The 19,345-nt window shown below is 44.9% G+C and carries 17 protein-coding genes and 2 tRNA genes; 3 read left to right on the forward strand and 16 right to left on the reverse strand.

The window, feature by feature from the left end; translation table 11 throughout:
- Positions 1-616: 616 nt before the first annotated feature.
- The 4 genes from rimI to ubiT form a co-directional block, all read right to left on the reverse strand.
- The gene (gene rimI / locus OCU74_RS12845) at positions 617-1,060 is read right to left on the reverse strand and encodes a ribosomal protein S18-alanine N-acetyltransferase (protein ID WP_087481357.1); all 444 of its coding nucleotides are present in this window, start codon (positions 1,058-1,060) and stop codon (positions 617-619) included.
- The gene (locus OCU74_RS12850) at positions 1,057-1,461 is read right to left on the reverse strand and encodes a DNA polymerase III subunit psi (RefSeq protein WP_087481439.1); all 405 of its coding nucleotides are present in this window, start codon (positions 1,459-1,461) and stop codon (positions 1,057-1,059) included. The genes rimI and OCU74_RS12850 overlap by 4 nt, the downstream gene beginning before the upstream one ends.
- 69 nt (positions 1,462-1,530) lie before the next feature.
- Positions 1,531-2,034 carry a GNAT family N-acetyltransferase gene (locus OCU74_RS12855; RefSeq protein WP_087481356.1) on the reverse strand — a complete coding sequence of 168 codons (504 nt, stop codon included), beginning with the start codon at positions 2,032-2,034 and terminating at the stop codon, positions 1,531-1,533.
- Positions 2,018-2,548, reverse strand: a complete 531-nt coding sequence (gene ubiT, locus OCU74_RS12860; protein WP_087481355.1) for a ubiquinone anaerobic biosynthesis accessory factor UbiT — start codon at positions 2,546-2,548, stop codon at positions 2,018-2,020. Before ubiT ends, OCU74_RS12855 begins: the two co-directional genes overlap by 17 nt.
- Before the next feature lie 273 nt (positions 2,549-2,821).
- On the opposite strand from ubiT, the gene OCU74_RS12865 reads away from it, so the two are divergent.
- From OCU74_RS12865 to OCU74_RS12875, 3 genes are all read left to right on the forward strand, one after another.
- Positions 2,822-4,861, forward strand: a complete 2,040-nt coding sequence (locus OCU74_RS12865) for a sensor domain-containing protein (RefSeq protein WP_087481354.1) — start codon at positions 2,822-2,824, stop codon at positions 4,859-4,861.
- A 101-nt stretch (positions 4,862-4,962) separates the two neighbouring features.
- Positions 4,963-5,976, forward strand: a complete 1,014-nt coding sequence (gene ubiU / locus OCU74_RS12870) for a ubiquinone anaerobic biosynthesis protein UbiU (protein WP_087481353.1) — start codon at positions 4,963-4,965, stop codon at positions 5,974-5,976.
- Between the two features lie 15 nt (positions 5,977-5,991).
- Positions 5,992-6,873: a U32 family peptidase gene (locus OCU74_RS12875; RefSeq protein ID WP_087481352.1), complete on the forward strand. Its 882-nt coding sequence runs from the start codon at positions 5,992-5,994 to the stop codon at positions 6,871-6,873.
- Positions 6,874-6,935: 62 nt separating this feature from the next.
- Here OCU74_RS12875 and OCU74_RS12880 read toward each other — a convergent pair whose 3' ends face one another.
- The 12 genes from OCU74_RS12880 to secG all read right to left on the reverse strand — a co-directional run bounded on the left by OCU74_RS12880 (position 6,936) and on the right by secG (position 19,107).
- Positions 6,936-8,258 (reverse strand): MATE family efflux transporter, encoded by a 1,323-nt coding sequence (locus tag OCU74_RS12880; protein ID WP_087481438.1) that lies wholly within the window; start codon positions 8,256-8,258, stop codon positions 6,936-6,938.
- A 79-nt stretch (positions 8,259-8,337) separates the two neighbouring features.
- Positions 8,338-9,234 (reverse strand): lipoprotein NlpI, encoded by an 897-nt coding sequence (gene nlpI, locus OCU74_RS12885; protein WP_234993591.1) that lies wholly within the window; start codon positions 9,232-9,234, stop codon positions 8,338-8,340.
- 121 nt (positions 9,235-9,355) lie between these two features.
- Positions 9,356-11,491, reverse strand: coding sequence for a polyribonucleotide nucleotidyltransferase (gene pnp / locus OCU74_RS12890; RefSeq protein ID WP_087481350.1), 2,136 nt, complete (start codon positions 11,489-11,491; stop codon positions 9,356-9,358).
- A 278-nt stretch (positions 11,492-11,769) separates the two neighbouring features.
- On the reverse strand, positions 11,770-12,039 hold the full coding sequence (gene rpsO / locus OCU74_RS12895; RefSeq protein WP_038178125.1) for a 30S ribosomal protein S15: 270 nt from the start codon (positions 12,037-12,039) through the stop codon (positions 11,770-11,772).
- Positions 12,040-12,172: 133 nt separating this feature from the next.
- On the reverse strand, positions 12,173-13,111 hold the full coding sequence (gene truB, locus OCU74_RS12900) for a tRNA pseudouridine(55) synthase TruB (RefSeq protein WP_087481349.1): 939 nt from the start codon (positions 13,109-13,111) through the stop codon (positions 12,173-12,175).
- Positions 13,111-13,506 carry a 30S ribosome-binding factor RbfA gene (gene rbfA, locus OCU74_RS12905; RefSeq protein WP_087481348.1) on the reverse strand — a complete coding sequence of 132 codons (396 nt, stop codon included), beginning with the start codon at positions 13,504-13,506 and terminating at the stop codon, positions 13,111-13,113. Before rbfA ends, truB begins: the two co-directional genes overlap by 1 nt.
- 99 nt (positions 13,507-13,605) lie before the next feature.
- Complete coding sequence (gene infB, locus OCU74_RS12910; protein WP_087481347.1) at positions 13,606-16,314, reverse strand: translation initiation factor IF-2; 2,709 nt, start codon at positions 16,312-16,314, stop codon at positions 13,606-13,608.
- Between the two features lie 24 nt (positions 16,315-16,338).
- Positions 16,339-17,826: a transcription termination factor NusA gene (nusA, locus tag OCU74_RS12915; RefSeq protein ID WP_087481346.1), complete on the reverse strand. Its 1,488-nt coding sequence runs from the start codon at positions 17,824-17,826 to the stop codon at positions 16,339-16,341.
- 21 nt (positions 17,827-17,847) lie between these two features.
- On the reverse strand, positions 17,848-18,303 hold the full coding sequence (rimP, locus tag OCU74_RS12920; protein ID WP_087481345.1) for a ribosome maturation factor RimP: 456 nt from the start codon (positions 18,301-18,303) through the stop codon (positions 17,848-17,850).
- Between the two features lie 230 nt (positions 18,304-18,533).
- Positions 18,534-18,610: transfer RNA gene (locus OCU74_RS12925), tRNA-Met, on the reverse strand.
- A 58-nt stretch (positions 18,611-18,668) separates the two neighbouring features.
- Positions 18,669-18,752: transfer RNA gene (locus OCU74_RS12930), tRNA-Leu, on the reverse strand.
- 10 nt (positions 18,753-18,762) lie between these two features.
- Positions 18,763-19,107 (reverse strand): preprotein translocase subunit SecG, encoded by a 345-nt coding sequence (secG, locus tag OCU74_RS12935; protein WP_087481437.1) that lies wholly within the window; start codon positions 19,105-19,107, stop codon positions 18,763-18,765.
- Positions 19,108-19,345 lie beyond the last annotated feature (238 nt).

The following is a 19,345-nucleotide window of genomic DNA, read 5'->3' on the forward strand; positions in this document are numbered from 1 at the left end:
CTAACTTATTGTTAATAAATGACTTTAAAAGATACAAATCAGCATCTACTTACCAAAATCAAACTAGCCGCATCACTTTTCTTTGTAAAAATGTGACTTTGACCATAACCGCAGTATGCGACATCAATCACTCTTCTTTCAATCGCAAGCAAAGCAAATTACTCCTATATTTTTAATATTCTCAAAAATGAGACGAAAGACTGAGATATTCACACTTACTGGAAAAGCATACAAAAATGATCAAAAACATAGTTAATCACATTATTTTCAATGCACTCAAAACCTACCTTATATCTATGAAAAACTTAATACTTATCAAGGGAAATACATGCGAATGTTATTTTACTGTCAATGTTTTGGTAACGAGATATTTAGCGCAAAAGATAGGAATGTAAACTACAAACAATTCAATTAAATTAATTTCAATATACTAATTTAATGATTTCTTAATTAAAGAAACATCACTAGGTAACACATCAGAATTCCGATTAGGAGGATCAATTCGAAACTAGGGAGCGATAGCCATTATTGCGATTCAAATACAGCTCCCGAATGAATACGGCAGGGGAAAAATAGTTAAGAAAGTACTTCGGCTAGCAAACCGTCACACAGGATCTTACAGAAAATAACTCATGATGATCGCATCTTCACGACCATTTTCGGTAGGATAGTAACCCAGCCGCCGATCAACTTCATTAAACCCGGAATTAAGATAGAGCGTATATGCAGGAAGGTTGCTTTCCCTCACCTCTAACCACACGCTTTCAGCAGACTGCCGTTCACAGAAGGCGAGGAAAAAGTCCAGCAGCTGACGGCCAAATCCTTGTCCATGCCAGACCGGATCCAACGCAATATTCAATAATGTGACTTCCCCGACGATATTCTGGGCATAGAAATAACCACCTACCCGGCCATCAATCAATAAGGTGTGATGACAGGCGCCACGGCTATCAATCGAACGTATTATCGACTCTTTCCAGGGGAACTGATGAGCCCGGCACTCGATCTGGTAGATTTGATCCAGATGTTCAGGTGACATAGGTACAATTGAAATATTCATGAGGCCTGATAAGAGCAGATTTGGCGCCATAGTTCCCGGCGATGCTGAGGATGACCATCGATCTGGCTCAATAACGGAGAGATTAACTGTTTTGCTGCGATGCCCTCTACAGCAGAACATCCCGCAAACCAGATCCACTCAATATCTGATTGTGAGATCAAATGAAGATCCTGTGGATAGACATGCCGGGCTTGTGTCAGAGAGACCTGAAAACTTTTCAGAACTTTTTCAAACATCATAGCCTGAGAGCCTTCCGGCAAAACCGGACTAACAAACAGTAACCTGCAGGATGGCGGCAAATCATAATGAACATGAGTCGCCCCTGGCATTTGCCCCGGATGAGCAAGACTCCAGTTCTGGATCCCCATTTCCTGTAGATAAGATTGTCGACGTTCTTGCATGAATGTCAGCCCGGTAGAAAAGAGGGTCATCCTAACAAATTTTCCCTCAAATCAGAAGCAGGGAAAAATTCAAATCATAGAAGAATCGAATACAACCAGATGATCAGAAACTTCAGCAACAGCTCCCTGAAGCATTTCGCAAACCAGAAATTCATCTTGCTGCATTGAATGAACGGTACTCAAACCAAAATCACGTCCCAGCCGAAAACCGTGCGCCAGATAATGTTCATGTGTTCCGAACGCAGTACAAACCGGATATCCAAGCTCATAAAGCGAATCCAGACCTTCCGTAATCAGCTGCTTTTCGATCACGTTGCTTTCCGCACAATTCTTTTCAGCAATCAGCAAATGTAAATGCTGCCAGCTTTGAAACACGCCATCATTGGCAACCGGGGTAAACAGAATGTATCCCAGAAGCTCTCCATCATCACTACAGGCAACCAGAGACAACGTAATTCGCCCACTTTCACGGAATGCCATGACCATATCGGCATCCTCAATAACACCCAGAGACGAACGTAATAAATGGTCAATGGGTAAAATATCTGCGGGAGCTTCAGTGCGAATAAGCATTTTCAGTTCCTTCATGCTTCGGATAATCAGATTTCATCCCTTTATACACAAAGTCAGAGAGCTGATTCAAAGAATATTTGATTACTGTAGGAAAAGTTTCCAGATCCACGCTATCCATCATGTTCTTAACTTCCAGCCCCAATTCCGTATCACCTTCAATAGAAAGTCTTCTCTGGAAAAAGAGTGTATCCGGATCTTCTTTACGCCCTGCTATCAGTACAAAATCATTCAGAAAACCACTAAAACATGCATCAGGTTCTGCGGAACGTTCAGCCATCACCAGTTGCTCCTGCCGACACGTAATATGCCATGACAGACCTAAATCTTTCACTTCAACTTTCAGACATTTATTCTCAAGGAATTCAAATTCTCCCTCAGACAGTGCCTCTTTAAAGATGGCATTCAACGCATCCAGAAGGATTTTGTTTTGCACAAAGCCCGGCAAAAAATGGGCAGGAGATCTCAAAAATGATGCAGCATTTTGCACCATATAGGTTTGAATCTTGTTAAACACTCGCTTCATCCGCTAACTTGGTATTGATAGAACTTATCATACTGAAAGATGTATCCTGAATTTCTGCTGTGAATCAAAAAACACGCGACCGCCGTGTGCTTCACTAATCGTATAAAGGCGGTTATAGTGGCGTTCTCTGTATATACTTATACCCAAATGACCTCAGCATGTAGTTTCAGCGAGAATCTCTGGGTACAGAGGCAAGACAGAGATTTGAGTCATAGCCGTTCTATGGCAAGCATCTGTCTGGTTTCGGAGCAATAAATAGTTGGCATGATTTCACAAGAATTTCAACGCTGGTTTACACAACTGACGTCACATAGCCCCTTCTTTTTTGCCGTTCTGGATGATCAGCATCGTTATGTAATGGTCAATGAGCGCTATTGTGAAACCTCAGGCCTGACTCTGGAACAACTTATCGGCTCAAATGATAAAAAAGTCTTTGGTGAGTCATTTTATCAATATATTCACCCTTATTATCACCGGACTCTGCATGGTGAAATCATTGAGACTGAGCTAACAATAGACGACATGAATGTCGACACTACCCTGCTTATATCTCTGGCGCCTCTGGAAACTGAAGAACAAAAAACACAGATCGTCTTTCATGCCGTCGATATCTCAGAAAAACAGATGTTGCTGCATGCAGTGGAAGAGTCGGAGAAGAAATTCTCAACATTACAGAATATGCTACAGGAAAACCTGCTGATTGTTGAAGACAACACGATTATTTCCTGTAATCCTGCAGCTGCAAATTATCTCGGATTTAAAACCACAGATGAGTTATACGGAGAACAGCTTTCCGAACTTTTTATCCAGAACGCAACTAAAAAGCCATTTGTTCTGCATCAGTCACCAACGCAACAAAACAAGGTATCCTGTCATACGACCAAAGCCAGTGGCTCCGAACGTCAGGTCATTCTCCGGATAGAAACGACGGAAATTTTCGGTAATCACGCTTACTTTGTTCTGGTTCATCCTCAGGAGAACAAATCAGCAGCATCGCTGCATCAATCTCCTATTGACGCACATATCGATCCTCTGACCGGCTTGTATAACCGTACCGGGTTTACCAAGCGGCTCGAGATGTTTCTCTCTGACGATACGCCTCTGGTGATGTTGTATCTCGACATCGATAATTTTAAGAATATTAACGACTCTCTCGGGCACCATATCGGTGATAAAGTTATCCGTGAAGTCGCCGCCCGACTCAAACGTCTGCTTCCTCAAAATGCAATATTAGGTCACCTGGGTGCAGATGAGTTTGGTCTTCTGTTACCAGAGCCGGAAAAACCCCGTTCAGCCGAGATGCTTTCCGAGCGGATTATTTCTCTGATCAATCAACCTTTTGATTTGAACTACTTTACTAAAAGGCTTGCCTGTTCAATTGGGAGCGTTACTTATCCCGGAGACGGGAATGATGCCCGCATTCTGTTACAAAATGCCGATACCGCAATGTATGAAGCAAAGGCCAGAGGCCGTAACCGGATGATTCGCTTCAGTTCGCAAATGAATAAGGAAGCAAGAACACGCCTGTGGCTGGAGATAGAACTGCAAAAAGCACTGCAACAAAGTGGCCTTGAAGTCTGGTATCAGCCAAAAGTCAGTGCAAGAGATTTTAGTATCAACGGCGCTGAAGCGTTAGTACGCTGGAAACATCCGGTGGAAGGATATATCAGTCCCGGATCATTTATTCCCGTCGCTGAAAAAGCCGGGTTGATCGAGCATCTGGGCCGGGCAGTCATGCGGGATGTCTTTTCAACCGTAAAACGCTGGAAACGACAGGGAATTCTCCCCGGTCCGGTGGCGATCAATCTCTCCCCAGAGCAGTTCGGTAACCCGAAACTGATCGATTATATGGAGAAGCTGCTGCGTTCGACCCAGATTGATCCCAGTTGCATTACATTCGAACTGACAGAAAGTGCGGTGATGAGTGATAGCGAGCATACGCTACAAATGTTAAATGCCATCAAAAAACTGGGATTTACCTTGTCCATCGATGACTTTGGCACCGGTTATTCATCACTTTCTTATCTGGCCCGCTTCCCCATTGATGAGCTCAAAATTGACCGGGCATTTATTACCGACATCGATCAGCTTCCCAAACAGGTCACTGTTATCGAGAACATCATCAATCTTGGTAAATCGTTACAACTGAAAGTCGTCGCAGAAGGTGTGGAAACCCAGCAACAGGCTATTCTGTTGTCTAACCTTCATTGCCATTCAATTCAGGGTTTTCACTTTCACCGGCCTCAGCCGAAACAGGAAATAGAAGCGCTGTTTGCCCAGAATAGCCGGCATACACCATCATAAATGACTCCCAATTCAAGCCAAACCTGCCCCACATCAATTCATTCCGGACCGCTTTTCCATACAATACAGCCACTTCACGATACATTTATCATTAAGTTGCTATGGAACTGCTTTGTCCTGCGGGGAATCTCCCTGCCCTGAAGACGGCAATCACAAACGGCGCAGATGCCGTTTATATCGGTTTTAAAGACGATACGAATGCCCGTCATTTCGCCGGATTAAATTTCTCAGGGAAAAAACTGGAAAGTGCGGTCCGGTTTGTTCATGAACATCACAAAAAAATTCATGTCGCACTCAATACATTTGCTCACCCGGACCGTTTCAGTCACTGGACTGAAGCCGCAGACAAAGCGGTTGATCTGGGGGTGGATGCGCTGATTGTTGCCGATATTGCGCTACTGGATTACATCTCCAGTCGCTATCCACATCAGGAAATTCATCTTTCCGTCCAGGCATCTGCCACCAACAGTGCGGCAATTGAATTTTACCGGCAAAATTTTCATATCAAACGGGTGGTTCTTCCCCGGGTTCTTTCAATCCATCAGGTCAAACAACTCTCCCAGTCTATGTCTGGTGATGTTGATCTGGAAGTATTTGCCTTTGGTAGTCTCTGCATTATGTCTGAAGGACGCTGTTATCTCTCTTCATATATGACCGGCGAATCGCCTAATACTGTCGGTGCATGCTCACCCGCCAAGTTTGTCCGCTGGCAGGAAACACCTCAGGGAATGGAATCTCGGCTGAATGATATTCTCATCGACCAGTATCGTCCCGGAGAAAATGCCGGTTATCCGACATTATGCAAAGGCCGCTTCATCACGGAGCTGGAAGGACAACGTAAGTGCTACCACACTCTGGAAGAACCGACGAGCCTGAACACTCTGTCATTACTACCGGATTTATTCGCAGCCAATGTTGCTTCAGTCAAGATTGAAGGCCGGCAGAGAAGCCCAGCCTACGTTGAACAGGTGACAAAAACATGGCGGGCTGCCATTGACCATTATCTGGCTGCTCCAGAAGCATATCAGGTCAGCGAATCCTGGAATCGTACCCTTGCTAATGTTTCTGAAGGAACACAAACCACACTGGGTGCCTACCACCGGAAATGGCAATAAGAAGAGAGTTTATTGATGAAGTATGCATTAGGCCCGCTCCTCTATTTCTGGCCTAAAACAGAGGTTGAACAGTTTTATCAGCAGGCACAGGAATGCAGTGCAGATATTATTTATCTGGGAGAGACCGTCTGCTCCAAACGCCGGGAATTAAAAGATCGTGACTGGCTGACTCTGGGACAGGAAATAGCCAGAACAGGAAAACAAGTTGTCCTGTCAACGATGGCACTTCTCGAATCCCGCAGTGAACTGACTGTGATGAAAAAGTATATTGATAACGGAGACTTTATCATTGAAGCAAATGATGTTTCTGCAGTTCATCTTGCCAGTGAAAATCGCGTGCCATTCGTTGTCGGTCCTGCGATTAACTGTTACAACGCCCATACATTAAAGTATTTTCTGCAAAAAGGGATGACCCGCTGGTGTATGCCGGTTGAACTTTCCCATTCATGGCTACAGCAGACACTACAACAGTGTGAGAGTCTCGGAATCAGAGAAGCGTTTGAAGTTGAAATATTCGGCTATGGTTACCTGCCTCTGGCTTATTCAGCCCGTTGTTTTACCGCCCGGGCAGAAAACCGTCCGAAAGATGAATGCAAAACATGCTGTATCAACTATCCCAGCGGAATTCTGGTACAAAGCCAGGAAGGGCAAGAGGTCTTTAACCTGAACGGTATACAAACCCAGTCAGGCTACTGTTACAACCTGATCAACGAATTAGCCGGTATGGTTGATCATGTCGACGTCGTCCGCCTGAGTCCTTTGGGCACGGAAACACTGACAACGATACAGACATTCCGCAACAACGAAACTGCTGCTCAGTTCTATCCACTGGATAGTCATCAGTGTAATGGCTACTGGCATCGTGTTGCAGGTTTAGAAGTTGTACCTTCGCCATAACTTCACTTCTTCAGGCAAATCAAAACAGTCCATACAGTTTTAGCTATCGGACATGTTGATTATCAGACAGCTGATTTAAACAGCTGTCTGATATCTTTAAACAAGATGAATAGTATCACCGATGACAGCACCAGATTGGAGATAGGAAATGCCAGCCAGACACCAGTCAGTCCCCATCCCAATGGCAGCAAAAACAGAAATGGAGGCTGCACCAGAATGTTACCAATCGAGATCAGCATGGCTTTCTTCCCTCGATTAATTGATTGATAAAATGCGGCAACAACCACCAGAAATCCATCCAGACACAAAGCGAACAGATGTAACCGGATACCAGTGGTGGCAAAATCAATCAGCTCTGGGTTATCCCGGTTAAAAACAGCAATAATTTCCCGCGGATACATATTTAAAATGAGAGTAACAAAAACTCCGAGAGAAACCGCCAGTCCCATAGCAAGGCCCAATAACTTCCTGATATTTGCCAGTTGATTGGCGCCATAGTTGAAGCTTGCCAACGGTTGCATTCCATTAGCCAAACCTTCAACGGTCAGATAATAGAAAGTCACCACATAACCAAGTACCGTATAAGCCCCCAAAGCGGTCGTCCCACCGTACGAAGCAAACTGACTGTTATGCAAAGCAACCATTACCCCCCAATAGAGATACATGAAGAAGCTTGAGAGACCGACCAGAACAATCTGACGAATGTCCTGCCACCGAAAAAACCAATCGGAAGCCCTCATACGTAAAGAAGCAAGCGGAGAGAAGAAGTAAACGAGTCCGGCAATCGTCACCACACTTTGGGATAATGCTGTTGCAATTGCAGCGCCCTGCAATTCCATTTTCCAGACCACAATAAACAGATAATCAAACACAATATTCAGACTCGCTCCTGCAACCATCAGCCAGGTTGCAAGATTCGGATTATCGTCGTTTCTCATCAAGAATGGTAATGCCGTCGATCCCAGAGTAAAACAGGAGGTCAACATCACAATCTGCATGTATTTAACCGCCAGATCAAAGACACGCGGATCCTGAGTTTGCCAGGACAGAATATCCCCCATAAAGCACCATAGTGCCCAGGAGGTCAGCAATGACAGTAAAACCAGAAGAATCAGTCCGGTACTGATCGTCTGTCGGGCAGCCCGTAAATTCTGTTGACCTTTATAAATGGAAGTAATTGCTCCCGTACCAACACCGATCATCAAACCGGTTCCAACAAGGATACCGATCATTGACCAGGAAATATTGATCCCGGCAAGCCCGTCAGCCCCCAGATACTGACCAATAAAAATACCATCAATGAGTTGGTATAAGCCATTAACCAGCATAGCTGCGACGGTTGGAACTGTATATCGAAAATACTGCGAATAGATAGACACCTGCATGGATGCAACGCCCGAGACTGAAAGATAAACAGCCTGCATATATCAATGCAGGCTGTATAAATACTATTGTAACTGGTAATTACGATGAACTGTTCTGCTTGAGTGTATTATAGATCCTTTCCAACTCCAAAAAAGCATACCGGTGTTCAATATACTCGTAGACATTCATCGAGATAGCGAGTTTATATAAAGCAATCGCATCAGCATATTGCTCCCGCATCTGATAGCGTCTGCCCAGATAGAAATATGCTTCCGTCAGGCGTTGGGCAAGTACACTATTATCAGTCGTACTATTCAGGATCTGTCTGAAAATAACCTGATCATCGGTTTCACCCAGCATCATTGCGACCAGAGACCATCCCCAGACATCACTCTGCTGTCCCCGAGACTGATAGCTCTGCATTAATGCTTCCCGGGCTGATTTGGCATCCGTTTCACTGGCAATAAAATATCGCCATAAAACGCTGAACGGATCTCCTGAATCTTTTTGGATGACCTGCTCAATTTCGTCCTGTGCCAAACGGTGACGGTTTCCGTAGTAAAGAGCAATCGCCAGGTTTCTGCCCGCATAAATATTATCCGGATCTAACTCTAACGTTGAATCAAACGATTCATACGCCGAATCGAAATCGCCAATTTCCGTATAATAGACGCCAAGCATATTGAACACTTCAGACTGAGCCGGATTAAAACGTAGAGACTGTTCGAAATCCAGCCGGGCTAAATTTCTTAACCCTAACATGTCATATCCATTGCCCCGTTCGTAAAAGACTTTGGCCCGAATGTCATCTGAGAGCTCTTTTTGTTGCAACAGTTGGCTCAAGCGTAAAATTTTCACTTCCATCTGGATGGTCGGCTGTAATGGCCGGGCCATCGGCGGATAAAGCCAATCGGCCTGCTGTTGATGCTGAACCGATGAGCACCCAGCCATGAAAAGCAGACTTAGTCCAGTCAATACCGTGAGAGACCACTTCACCAAAATTATTCTCCTCATCGCCCTCAAGAAAAAAGGGAGCAAAACAGCTCCCTTTATAACACCATGCTTTCAAATAACAAAGCAACCCAAACAGATATATCTTAACTCTGACGGGATGTTCTTATTCTGAATCGGTCTGTTCCTGTTGCGGTGCTTCTTCCACTGCTGGTTTAACTGCAGCTTCTTTCATACTCAGACGAATACGATTCTGACGATCGATTTCCAGAACTTTCACCTGAACTTCCTGACCTTCTTTCAGATAGTCTGTCACTTTCTCGACACGCTGTTCTGCGATTTGAGAAATATGCACCAGACCTTCTTTACCACCAAGAACAGCAACGAAAGCACCGAAATCAACAATGCGTGTAACTTTACCGGTATAAATACGGCCGACTTCAACTTCAGCAGTCAACTCTTCGATACGACGGATAGCGTGCTTCGCCGCTTCACCTTCTGTAGCAGCAATCTTAATCGTACCATCATCTTCGATTTCAATCGTAGTACCGGTTTCTTCGGTCAGTGCACGGATGACAGCGCCACCTTTACCGATAACATCTTTGATCTTATCAGCACTGATCTTCATGGTATGAATACGTGGTGCAAATTCAGAGATATCATCACGGGCACTGTGAATAGCCTGATCCATCACAGACAGAATGTGCATACGGGCACCTTTTGCCTGATTCAGGGCAATCTGCATAATTTCCTTGGTGATCCCTTCAATTTTGATATCCATCTGCAGCGCAGTTACACCACCTGAAGTTCCCGCGACTTTAAAGTCCATATCACCCAGATGATCTTCATCACCCAGAATATCTGACAGAACAACAAAATCGTCGTCTTCTTTTACCAGTCCCATTGCGATACCGGCAACAGATGCTTTAATCGGCACACCTGCATCCATCAATGCCAGAGATGAACCACACACGGAAGCCATGGAAGAAGAACCATTTGACTCAGTGATTTCAGAAACGACACGAACGGTATAAGGGAATTCATCAATCGATGGCATAACTGCCTGAATTCCACGTTTAGCCAAACGGCCATGACCGATTTCACGACGCTTCGGAGAACCAACAAAGCCTGTCTCACCCACACAGTAAGGAGGGAAGTTATAATGGAACAGGAAGTGGTCTTTTCTCTCACCGGTTAACTCATCAATGATTTGAGCATCACGCTGAGTCCCGAGTGTTGCTGTAACAATCGCCTGAGTTTCACCCCGGGTAAACAGAGAAGAACCATGGACACGAGGCAGAACACCAGTACGTACATCCAGCGCACGAACCATATCTTTCTCACGACCATCAATACGAGGAGCACCAGACAGAATACGGCTACGAACCACTTTCTTCTCTAATGAACTCAACATATTGCGCAGCTCATTTTCATCCAGAGAATCGTCTTGCTCTAATAATGTGCCAATCACTTCAGACTTAATCTGACCAACCTGCTCATAACGAGCCAGTTTTTCAGTAATTTGATAGGCTTCTGCAAGGCGAGCTTCTGCCCGTTCAGCAACCAGAGCTTTCAGACCATCATTGGTTTCAGGAGCAGTCCATGACCATGCAGGCGTCGCAACTTCAGCAGCAAACTCGTTAATTGCCTGAATTACAACCTGCTGCTGCTCATGACCGAATACAACAGCTGAAAGCATTTCTTCTTCAGACAGAATATCAGCTTCGGATTCAACCATCAGAACTGCATTCTCAGTACCGGCAACAACCAGATCCAGACGAGATCCAGCCAATTCTTTTGCACTTGGGTTCAGGACCAGCTGACCATCGATATGACCTACACGGGCAGAACCGATAGGACCATTGAATGGAATACCTGAAATAGCCAATGCTGCAGATGTACCAATCATACTTGGAATATCTGGCTGAACATCAGGATTAACAGCCATAACTGTCGCAATAATCTGAACTTCATTGGTAAAACCATCAGGGAACAGCGGACGGATCGGACGGTCGATCAAACGGGCAGTCAGTGTTTCGCCTTCAGAAGGACGACCTTCACGCTTAAAGAATCCTCCTGGAATCTTACCGGCAGCATAAGTCCGTTCCTGATAGTTAACGGTTAACGGGAAAAAGTCCTGACCTTCTACCGCTTCTTTTTTTCCGACCACAGAGACAAATACCGAAGTATCATCCATTGTGACCATCACAGCAGACGTCGCCTGACGTGCAATAACACCAGTTTCAATAGTTACGGTGTGATTTCCGTATTGAAACGTTTTAACAACTGGTTTTTCAAACATTCTTATTCCTTTGCCTAGGATATCCTAGAAATGAGTTATCAATACTCAAGGCATCACGAATCGCGACTAGTGAAAGGAAACTGAGGGTGATTCATTCCAATCTCCTTTGAATAGTCGCGACCTGTTGGCCGACTTCGGTGACTGTAATGCTTTGAGTCTGTGAATTTAAATCAGAAACTGATTTAAACGGTCGCTAGTATAAACTACTCAGGCAACCTTTGGCTAAATTTAGACATTAAAAAAGGGGCATTCTGCCCCTTTTTTACAAAAATCCAATCTTAGCGACGCAGGCCAAGACGCTGGATAAGGTCGTGGTAACGATCCAGATCTTTACCTTTCAGGTAATCCAGAAGCTTACGACGACGAGAAACCATACGTAACAGACCACGACGGCTATGGTGATCGCCTTTGTGCTCTTTAAAGTGACCTTGCAGGTGGTTGATAGAAGCAGTCAGCAGAGCTACCTGAACTTCTGGTGAACCAGTGTCGCCTTCGCCACGCGCGTAATCAGCAACAATCGCTGCTTTAGTTTCTGCATTCAGAGACATAATTTCTCTCCTAAGAGTTTAAGTTTCAGTTTGTGCCAGCCAATCTCTGATTCAGCCGACACGAGGAGCGGGGATTATAGAGAATATTCATCATCCCCGCAATAGAGAATATACCGGAAAACAGCTCAACTACTTATTCACGAAAAACAACTAACCGTTTCGGGGCTATTTTCCCGTCATCATTCATTTCGCCGACACCGATGAAACACTTTTCATCTCCGGCAGTCAAACGTACAGAACCACTCGTCGGTGCTCCAATTACCTGAACAGCCTGACCTTTCTGAACCATTTCAGCCAAGTCAGAAATTAAATTAACTTCAGGTAATGACTGCACTGCCGAATCCATTGGCAGAAGAAGCGGATCGAGCAAAACCTTCGGTGCGACATCTTGCTGACGTGCCTCTTCCAATATCGTTTCCAGATCATCCAGAGTCACCATACGTTCTCCCGGATACTGGGCAACCGCAGTACGGCGCAGGTACGTGACATGAGCACCACATCCCAACATCTCACCAAGGTCATCAACGATCGTACGAATATAGGTTCCTTTAGAACAATGAACTTCCATCTCGACCTCATCCGTTTCATAGCGGAGCAGCTCGATTGAATACACGGTAATTTTGCGGGATTCTCTCGGCACTTCAATACCTTCCCGTGCATATTCATATAGCGGACGTCCCTGATATTTCAACGCAGAGAACATTGAAGGAACCTGATCGGTTTCGCCTTTGAATTTCTCAATACATTGAATCAGTTGCGCTTCGGATATCTGAACCGGACGAGTTTCAACCACATCACCATCTGAATCAGACGTATTGGTACGAATCCCCAGTTTGGCAATGACCCGATACTTTTTATCAGAGTCGAGAAGAAATTGAGAAAACTTTGTCGCTTCTCCCAGACAGATAGGTAACATGCCGGTTGCTAAAGGATCCAAAGCGCCAGTATGTCCGGCCTTTTCAGCAAAAAAAATTCGCTTCACTTTTTGCAGGGCATCATTCGATGAAATGCCGGTAGGTTTATCCAGCAGAATAATGCCATCAACAGGACGGCCTTTACGACGACGAGCCATTACTCCTCCTCATCCGAACCTGATTCACCTCTTTTACGTTTGTCTTCATCGACAGCCTGGCTGACAAGATTCGACATACGCATCCCTTCAACCAAAGTATCATCATAAACGAAACGCACCTCAGGAGTCAGACGCAGACGAATCCTCTTACCCAACATCATTCGGATATGAGCTTCATGTTCTTTCAAGGCGTTAAGGCAGCTCTCTGGAGTCTGTTCACCGACACACAAAAAGGACACATAAACTTTTGCATATGCAAGATCACGGGAGACTTTCACTTCAGAAATCGTCACCATTCCCAGACGGGAATCTCTGATCTCGCGCTGTAATATCATTGCCAGTTCTTTTTGCAGCTGCTGAGAAACGCGCTGCGTACGACTAAAATCTTTTGCCATGTTTAAGCTTTCTCATAGAAAGAATGGGGGGATGGTTTAACCAACCCCCCATGGAGTATTCAACAACCAATATTGTGATCACATCACAATATTTCGTGACTAGTCGATTGAACGTTTAATTTCAATCGTTTCAAAGACTTCGATCTGGTCACCAACACGGACGTCGTTATAGTTTTTCACACCGACACCACATTCATAACCACTCTTCACTTCTGCGACATCATCTTTAAAGCGACGGAGTGACTCCAGTTCACCTTCAAAAATAACCACATTGTCACGCAACACGCGAATCGGATTATTCCGCTTGATCAAACCTTCTGTCACCATACAGCCAGCAATCGCGCCCAGTTTTGGAGAACGGAATACATCCCGAACTTCTGCCAGACCGATAATTTCCTGTTTGAATTCAGGAGCAAGCATACCGCTCATGGCCTGTTTCACTTCATCAATCAATTGGTAGATGATGGAGTAATAACGTAGGTCAAGGCTTTCAGCTTCAATGGTTTTACGGGCAGATGCATCGGCACGAACGTTAAAGCCCAGAACAATAGCATTTGATGCCGCGGCCAGTGTTGCATCAGTCTCAGTGATACCACCAACACCAGAACCAACGATGTTCACCTTAACTTCATCAGTAGATAGTTTCAGCAGTGCATCAGAAATCGCTTCAACAGAACCCTGAACATCCGCTTTCAGAACAATATTCAGTTCTGCAACTTCACCTGCAGTCATGTTAGAGAACATGTTCTCCAGCTTCGCTTTCTGTTGACGAGCCAGTTTCACTTCACGGAATTTACCCTGACGGTAGTTAGCCACTTCACGAGCTTTCCGCTCATCACGAACAACTGTCGCTTCATCACCAGCAGCCGGCACTCCGGAAAGACCTAAAACTTCAACCGGAATTGATGGTCCTGCTTCCAGCACCTCATCACCGACTTCATCGCGCATTGCTCTAACCCGTCCATATTCCTGACCACAAAGGAGAATATCACCTTTGCGCAGTGTACCGGACTGGACCAGAATAGTTGCCACAGGTCCGCGGCCCTTGTCCAGACGAGACTCAACGACGACACCAGAGCCCATACCATCAGCCACAGCAGTCAGTTCCAGAACCTCAGCTTGCAGAAGAATAGCTTCCAACAACGCATCAATGTTTGTTCCCTGTTTCGCAGAAATATGAACAAACATGTTATCACCACCCCACTCTTCAGGAATGATGTCATACTGCGCCAGTTCATTCTTCACATTGTCTGGGTTTGCTTCTTCTTTATCGATTTTGTTCACGGCAACAATCAGAGGCACATTGGCAGCCTTTGAGTGTTGAATTGCTTCAATTGTCTGAGGCATCACACCATCATCTGCAGCAACAACCAACACAACAATATCTGTGGCCTGAGCACCACGAGCACGCATTGCAGTAAACGCTGCGTGTCCTGGAGTATCCAGAAAGGTAATCATTCCATTATCGGTTTCAACATGATATGCACCGATATGCTGTGTAATACCGCCCGCTTCACCAGATGCAACGTGCGTACGACGAATGTAATCCAGTGTTGAAGTTTTCCCGTGGTCAACGTGTCCCATGATGGTAACAACCGGAGCTCGGGGAACCGCTTCTGAATTACTATCACGGTCAGAAAGTACGGCTTCTTCCAGTTCATTCTCTTTGCGGAGAATAACTTTGTGCCCCATTTCTTCAGCAACAAGCTGTGCGGTTTCCTGATCAATCACCTGATTGATTGTCGCCATCGCACCCATCTTCATCATGACTTTAATGACTTCAGTTCCTTTTACTGACATTTTCTGTGCCAGTTCAGAAACAATAATAGTCTCGCCAATGACAACATCGGATTTTGCTACAGTCGCGTTTTTATCGAATCCTTGTTGCATGGATGAAGGTTTCGCTCGGCCTTTATTGCTATTACGGCCACCTTTCCCACCACGAGGACGCATATCGCGTTCTTGCCGCTGTTCATCACGTGCAGAAGCTCTTTTCTTCGCTTTCGCACGACGACTACCTTCGTCTCGACGGTCTGCTTCGTCTTCTGCCTCTTGGGCATAACGGGAAGTAGTTAGATGGTAATCTGTGTATTCTTCTTCCATATCACCTTTTTTCTCTTCTGCAGCAGACCAACGCTCTTGATTTTTTTCAGCCAATTCACGTGCTTTATCGAGCTGACGCTGACTTTCCTCTTCAGCTTTACGTCTCAATTCTTCTTCCTGACGACGCTTTAGTGCTTCGGCTTCTTGTCGCGCTGCCTCTTGCTTGGATTTCTCTTCATCGGAAAGCTCTGCTTTCTGACTGCTTTTCGCTTCACGTTTAGCCTGAGATTCAACTTCACGTTTAGCCTGTTCTTCGGCTTCACGCTTCGCTTTTTCTTCAGCTTCACGCTTGGCCTGAGCTTCCGCTTCTAATCTTGCTTTTTCTGCTTCTAACTTCGCTTTCTCTTCAGCTTCACGCTGTGCAGCTTCTTCTGCCTGACGCTTCGCTTCATCTTCGATTGCACTACGCTTAACATACGTACGTTTTTTGCGCACTTCAACCTGAACATTCTTACTTTTACCGCCTCCCGCATTCACACTCAGTGTGCTACGAGTTTTTCGCTGCAATGTCAAACGAGTTGGTTCCCCCTTCGGAGAGGTTTCACCATGCTCTTTACGAAGAAAAGTTAACAGTTTCTGCTTTTCATCTTCAGAAACGCTATCCGCTCCTGTTTTTGTCATTCCAGCTTCAGCAAGTTGCTCTAATAAGCGGTCAACTGGTGTACCAATCTCTTCACTCAGTGCTTTAACTGTAAGTTCTGTCATGCCGCTTTCTCCCCTTGCTGAAAATTATGCGTCTTCGCCAAACCAACAAATGTTACGCGCAGCCATGATTAATTCACCGGCACGTTCTTCTGTTAGTCCTTCTATACCTTCAAGATCATCAATGCCCTGATCAGCTAAATCTTCTAGGGTAATCACTCCCTTAGCTGCCAGTTTATAAGCCATCTCGCGCTCAAGACCGGGTAAGTTCAGCAGGTCTTCGGCAGGCTCACCTCCATCCAGAGATTCTTCTTTAGCCAGAGCAAGAGTTGTCAATGCATCTTTTGCCCGAGTCCGTAACTCTTCAACAAGATCTTCATCCAGTCCGTCAACTTCAAGCAGTTCATTTACCGGAACATAAGCGACTTCTTCTAGTGTTGAGAAACCTTCTTCAACCAACATTTCGGCAAAGTCCTGCTCGATATCCAAATACTTCATAAATGATTCAATGGATGCAACTGACTCTTCCTGATGTTTCTTCTGAAGGTCCTCAACTGTCATCACATTAAGTTCCCATCCGGTCAGTTGAGATGCCAGACGAACATTTTGTCCGTTACGGCCGATGGCCTGAGCCAGATTGTCAGCTTCAACGGCAATATCCATAGAATGCGCATCTTCATCAACGATGATAGAAGCGACATCAGCAGGAGCCATGGCATTGATAACAAATTGCGCCGGATTGTCGTCCCAAAGGACAATATCAATCCGTTCACCACCCAGTTCACCAGAAACAGCCTGAACACGGGCACCACGCATCCCAACACATGCCCCAACCGGATCGATACGTTTATCGTTTGTCTTCACAGCAATTTTTGCTCTGGAACCCGGATCTCGTGATGCACCTTTTAGTTCAATCAACTCTTCGCCGATTTCAGGCACTTCAACCCGGAATAACTCAGCAAGCATTTCAGGTTTGGAACGTGTAATAAACAACTGGAACCCACGAGCTTCAGGTCTGACAGCATACAATAAACCACGAACCCGATCTCCGGGACGGAAGTTTTCTCGTGGAAGCTGGTCTTCACGTAAAATCACCGCTTCTGCATTATTCCCCAGATCAAGAATAATTGTATCCCGATTTACTTTCTTCACCGCGCCGGTAACCAGTTCACCTTCATTATCGATAAACTGTTCAACAATTTGTGCCCGTTCAGCTTCCCGAACTTTTTGCACAATGACTTGTTTCGCCGTCTGAGTTGTAATCCGGTCAAATTTAACCGACTCAATTTGATCTTCAATAAAATCGTCCAGTTCAACCGAATCATCATCAAACTGTGCAGCTTCTAATGAAATCTCTTTAGTTGGGTTTTGGACATCTTCTACGACTAACCACCGACGGAATGTTTCAAACTCACCCGTTTTTCTGTCAATCGCAACACGGACATCAATATCAATGTCATATTTTTTCTTGGTTGATGTCGCCAGAGCGGTTTCAAGCGCTTCAAAAATACGTTCACGAGGTACAGCCTTCTCGTTTGAAACCGCCTCAACTACCGCTAAAATTTCTTTACTCATTATTTCCAGCCTCTTTAAGACTTAAAATTTAGGGATCAGATTAGCTTTTGAAATGTTGCTGAGCGCGAATGGTTCTTCTTGCCCATCAACAGTAACCACAATGGTTTCACCATCAACAGAATTGATAGTGCCTTTCCATTTGCGGCGGTTTCCAACAGCCATTTTCAAAACAATATTGACCTCGTGACCAATAAATTGCTCATAATGTTCAGATTTAAACAAAGGTCTGTCCACACCTGGAGAAGAAACTTCAAGGTTATAAGCCACAGAAATAGGATCTTCCACATCAAGCACTGCACTCACCTGATGACTGACTTCTGCACAGTCATCAACCGTAATACCATTGTCGTGATCGATATAAATTCGTAGAGTTGAATGTGCGCCAGCACGAACAAACTCTAATCCAACTAATTCATAACCTGCTGCAACTACTGGTGCTTCAAGCAATTCAGAAAGTTGTTTTTCTAAACCAGTCATTCAAACGACTCCAGAAACAAAAAAAGGGCTCTGAGCCCAATTTCAATTCCAAGCAAACAGACCAATTCTTTGATATATCAGCATTTTTTAATGCCAATATATAAGAATCAGATAACAAAAAACCCCGATAGTCGGGGTTTTTATCTATGCTGGACCCTGAATGTTAAGGACACTGCCTTAACATAGTGAGTAAATCAATCTCACTATCAAACCTGTAACCAATCAGTGATTGGTTGCGGGGGCCGGATTTGAACCGACGACCTTCGGGTTATGAGCCCGACGAGCTACCAAGCTGCTCCACCCCGCGTCCGACTTGCTGAGCATTATACGCTCACAATCTTCATTTACAAGTTTGTAAAGAATAATGGTGCCGAGAGAGGGACTCGAACCCTCACACCATAGGCGCTAGCACCTCATGCTAGTGTGTCTACCAATTTCACCATCTCGGCAAATTCTTTTTTATTGTGGTATCTCGCTGCCATTTGACTTATCGGCAGGGATAGCACCGTTATCAGCCGGAGCCTGTTCCTGAACTTCCTGACTCTGTGCAGGATCAACCCATTGCGATTTCGCTTTATGAGTTGACAGATTTCCTAAAACCAGACTAATAACAAGAAATACTGTTGCAAAAATTGCTGTCATTCGGGTTAAAAAGTTTCCAGAGCCACTGGCACCAAATACTGTATTTGAAGCACCAGCCCCGAATGAGGCTCCCATGTCTGCGCCTTTACCTTGTTGAATCAACACCAAGCCGATGATAGCAACCGCTGCCAACAGGTAAATCACAAGTAGAGCTGTAAACATAACACATCCACCCATGTTCCAAATTGTTGAGCCAGCGCCGTTCTTATCCATTGACTCGAATCAGGCTAGCGACCTCCATACCGGAAGTGGTGGCAATACTAACGAATGGATTTACAACTGGCAAGAGGATAAATTATTTTTTTTTCAATTCCATGTCTAAACGGTCAAAAAAGGGACAATAACAGCGTTTTCAAAAAATCATGAGAAATAACAATAAGGAAGGAACCTTTATATTTTC

Origin of the sequence: Vibrio mangrovi, assembly GCF_024346955.1 — a bacterium.
GTDB classification, from domain to species: Bacteria; Pseudomonadota; Gammaproteobacteria; order Enterobacterales; family Vibrionaceae; genus Vibrio; species Vibrio mangrovi.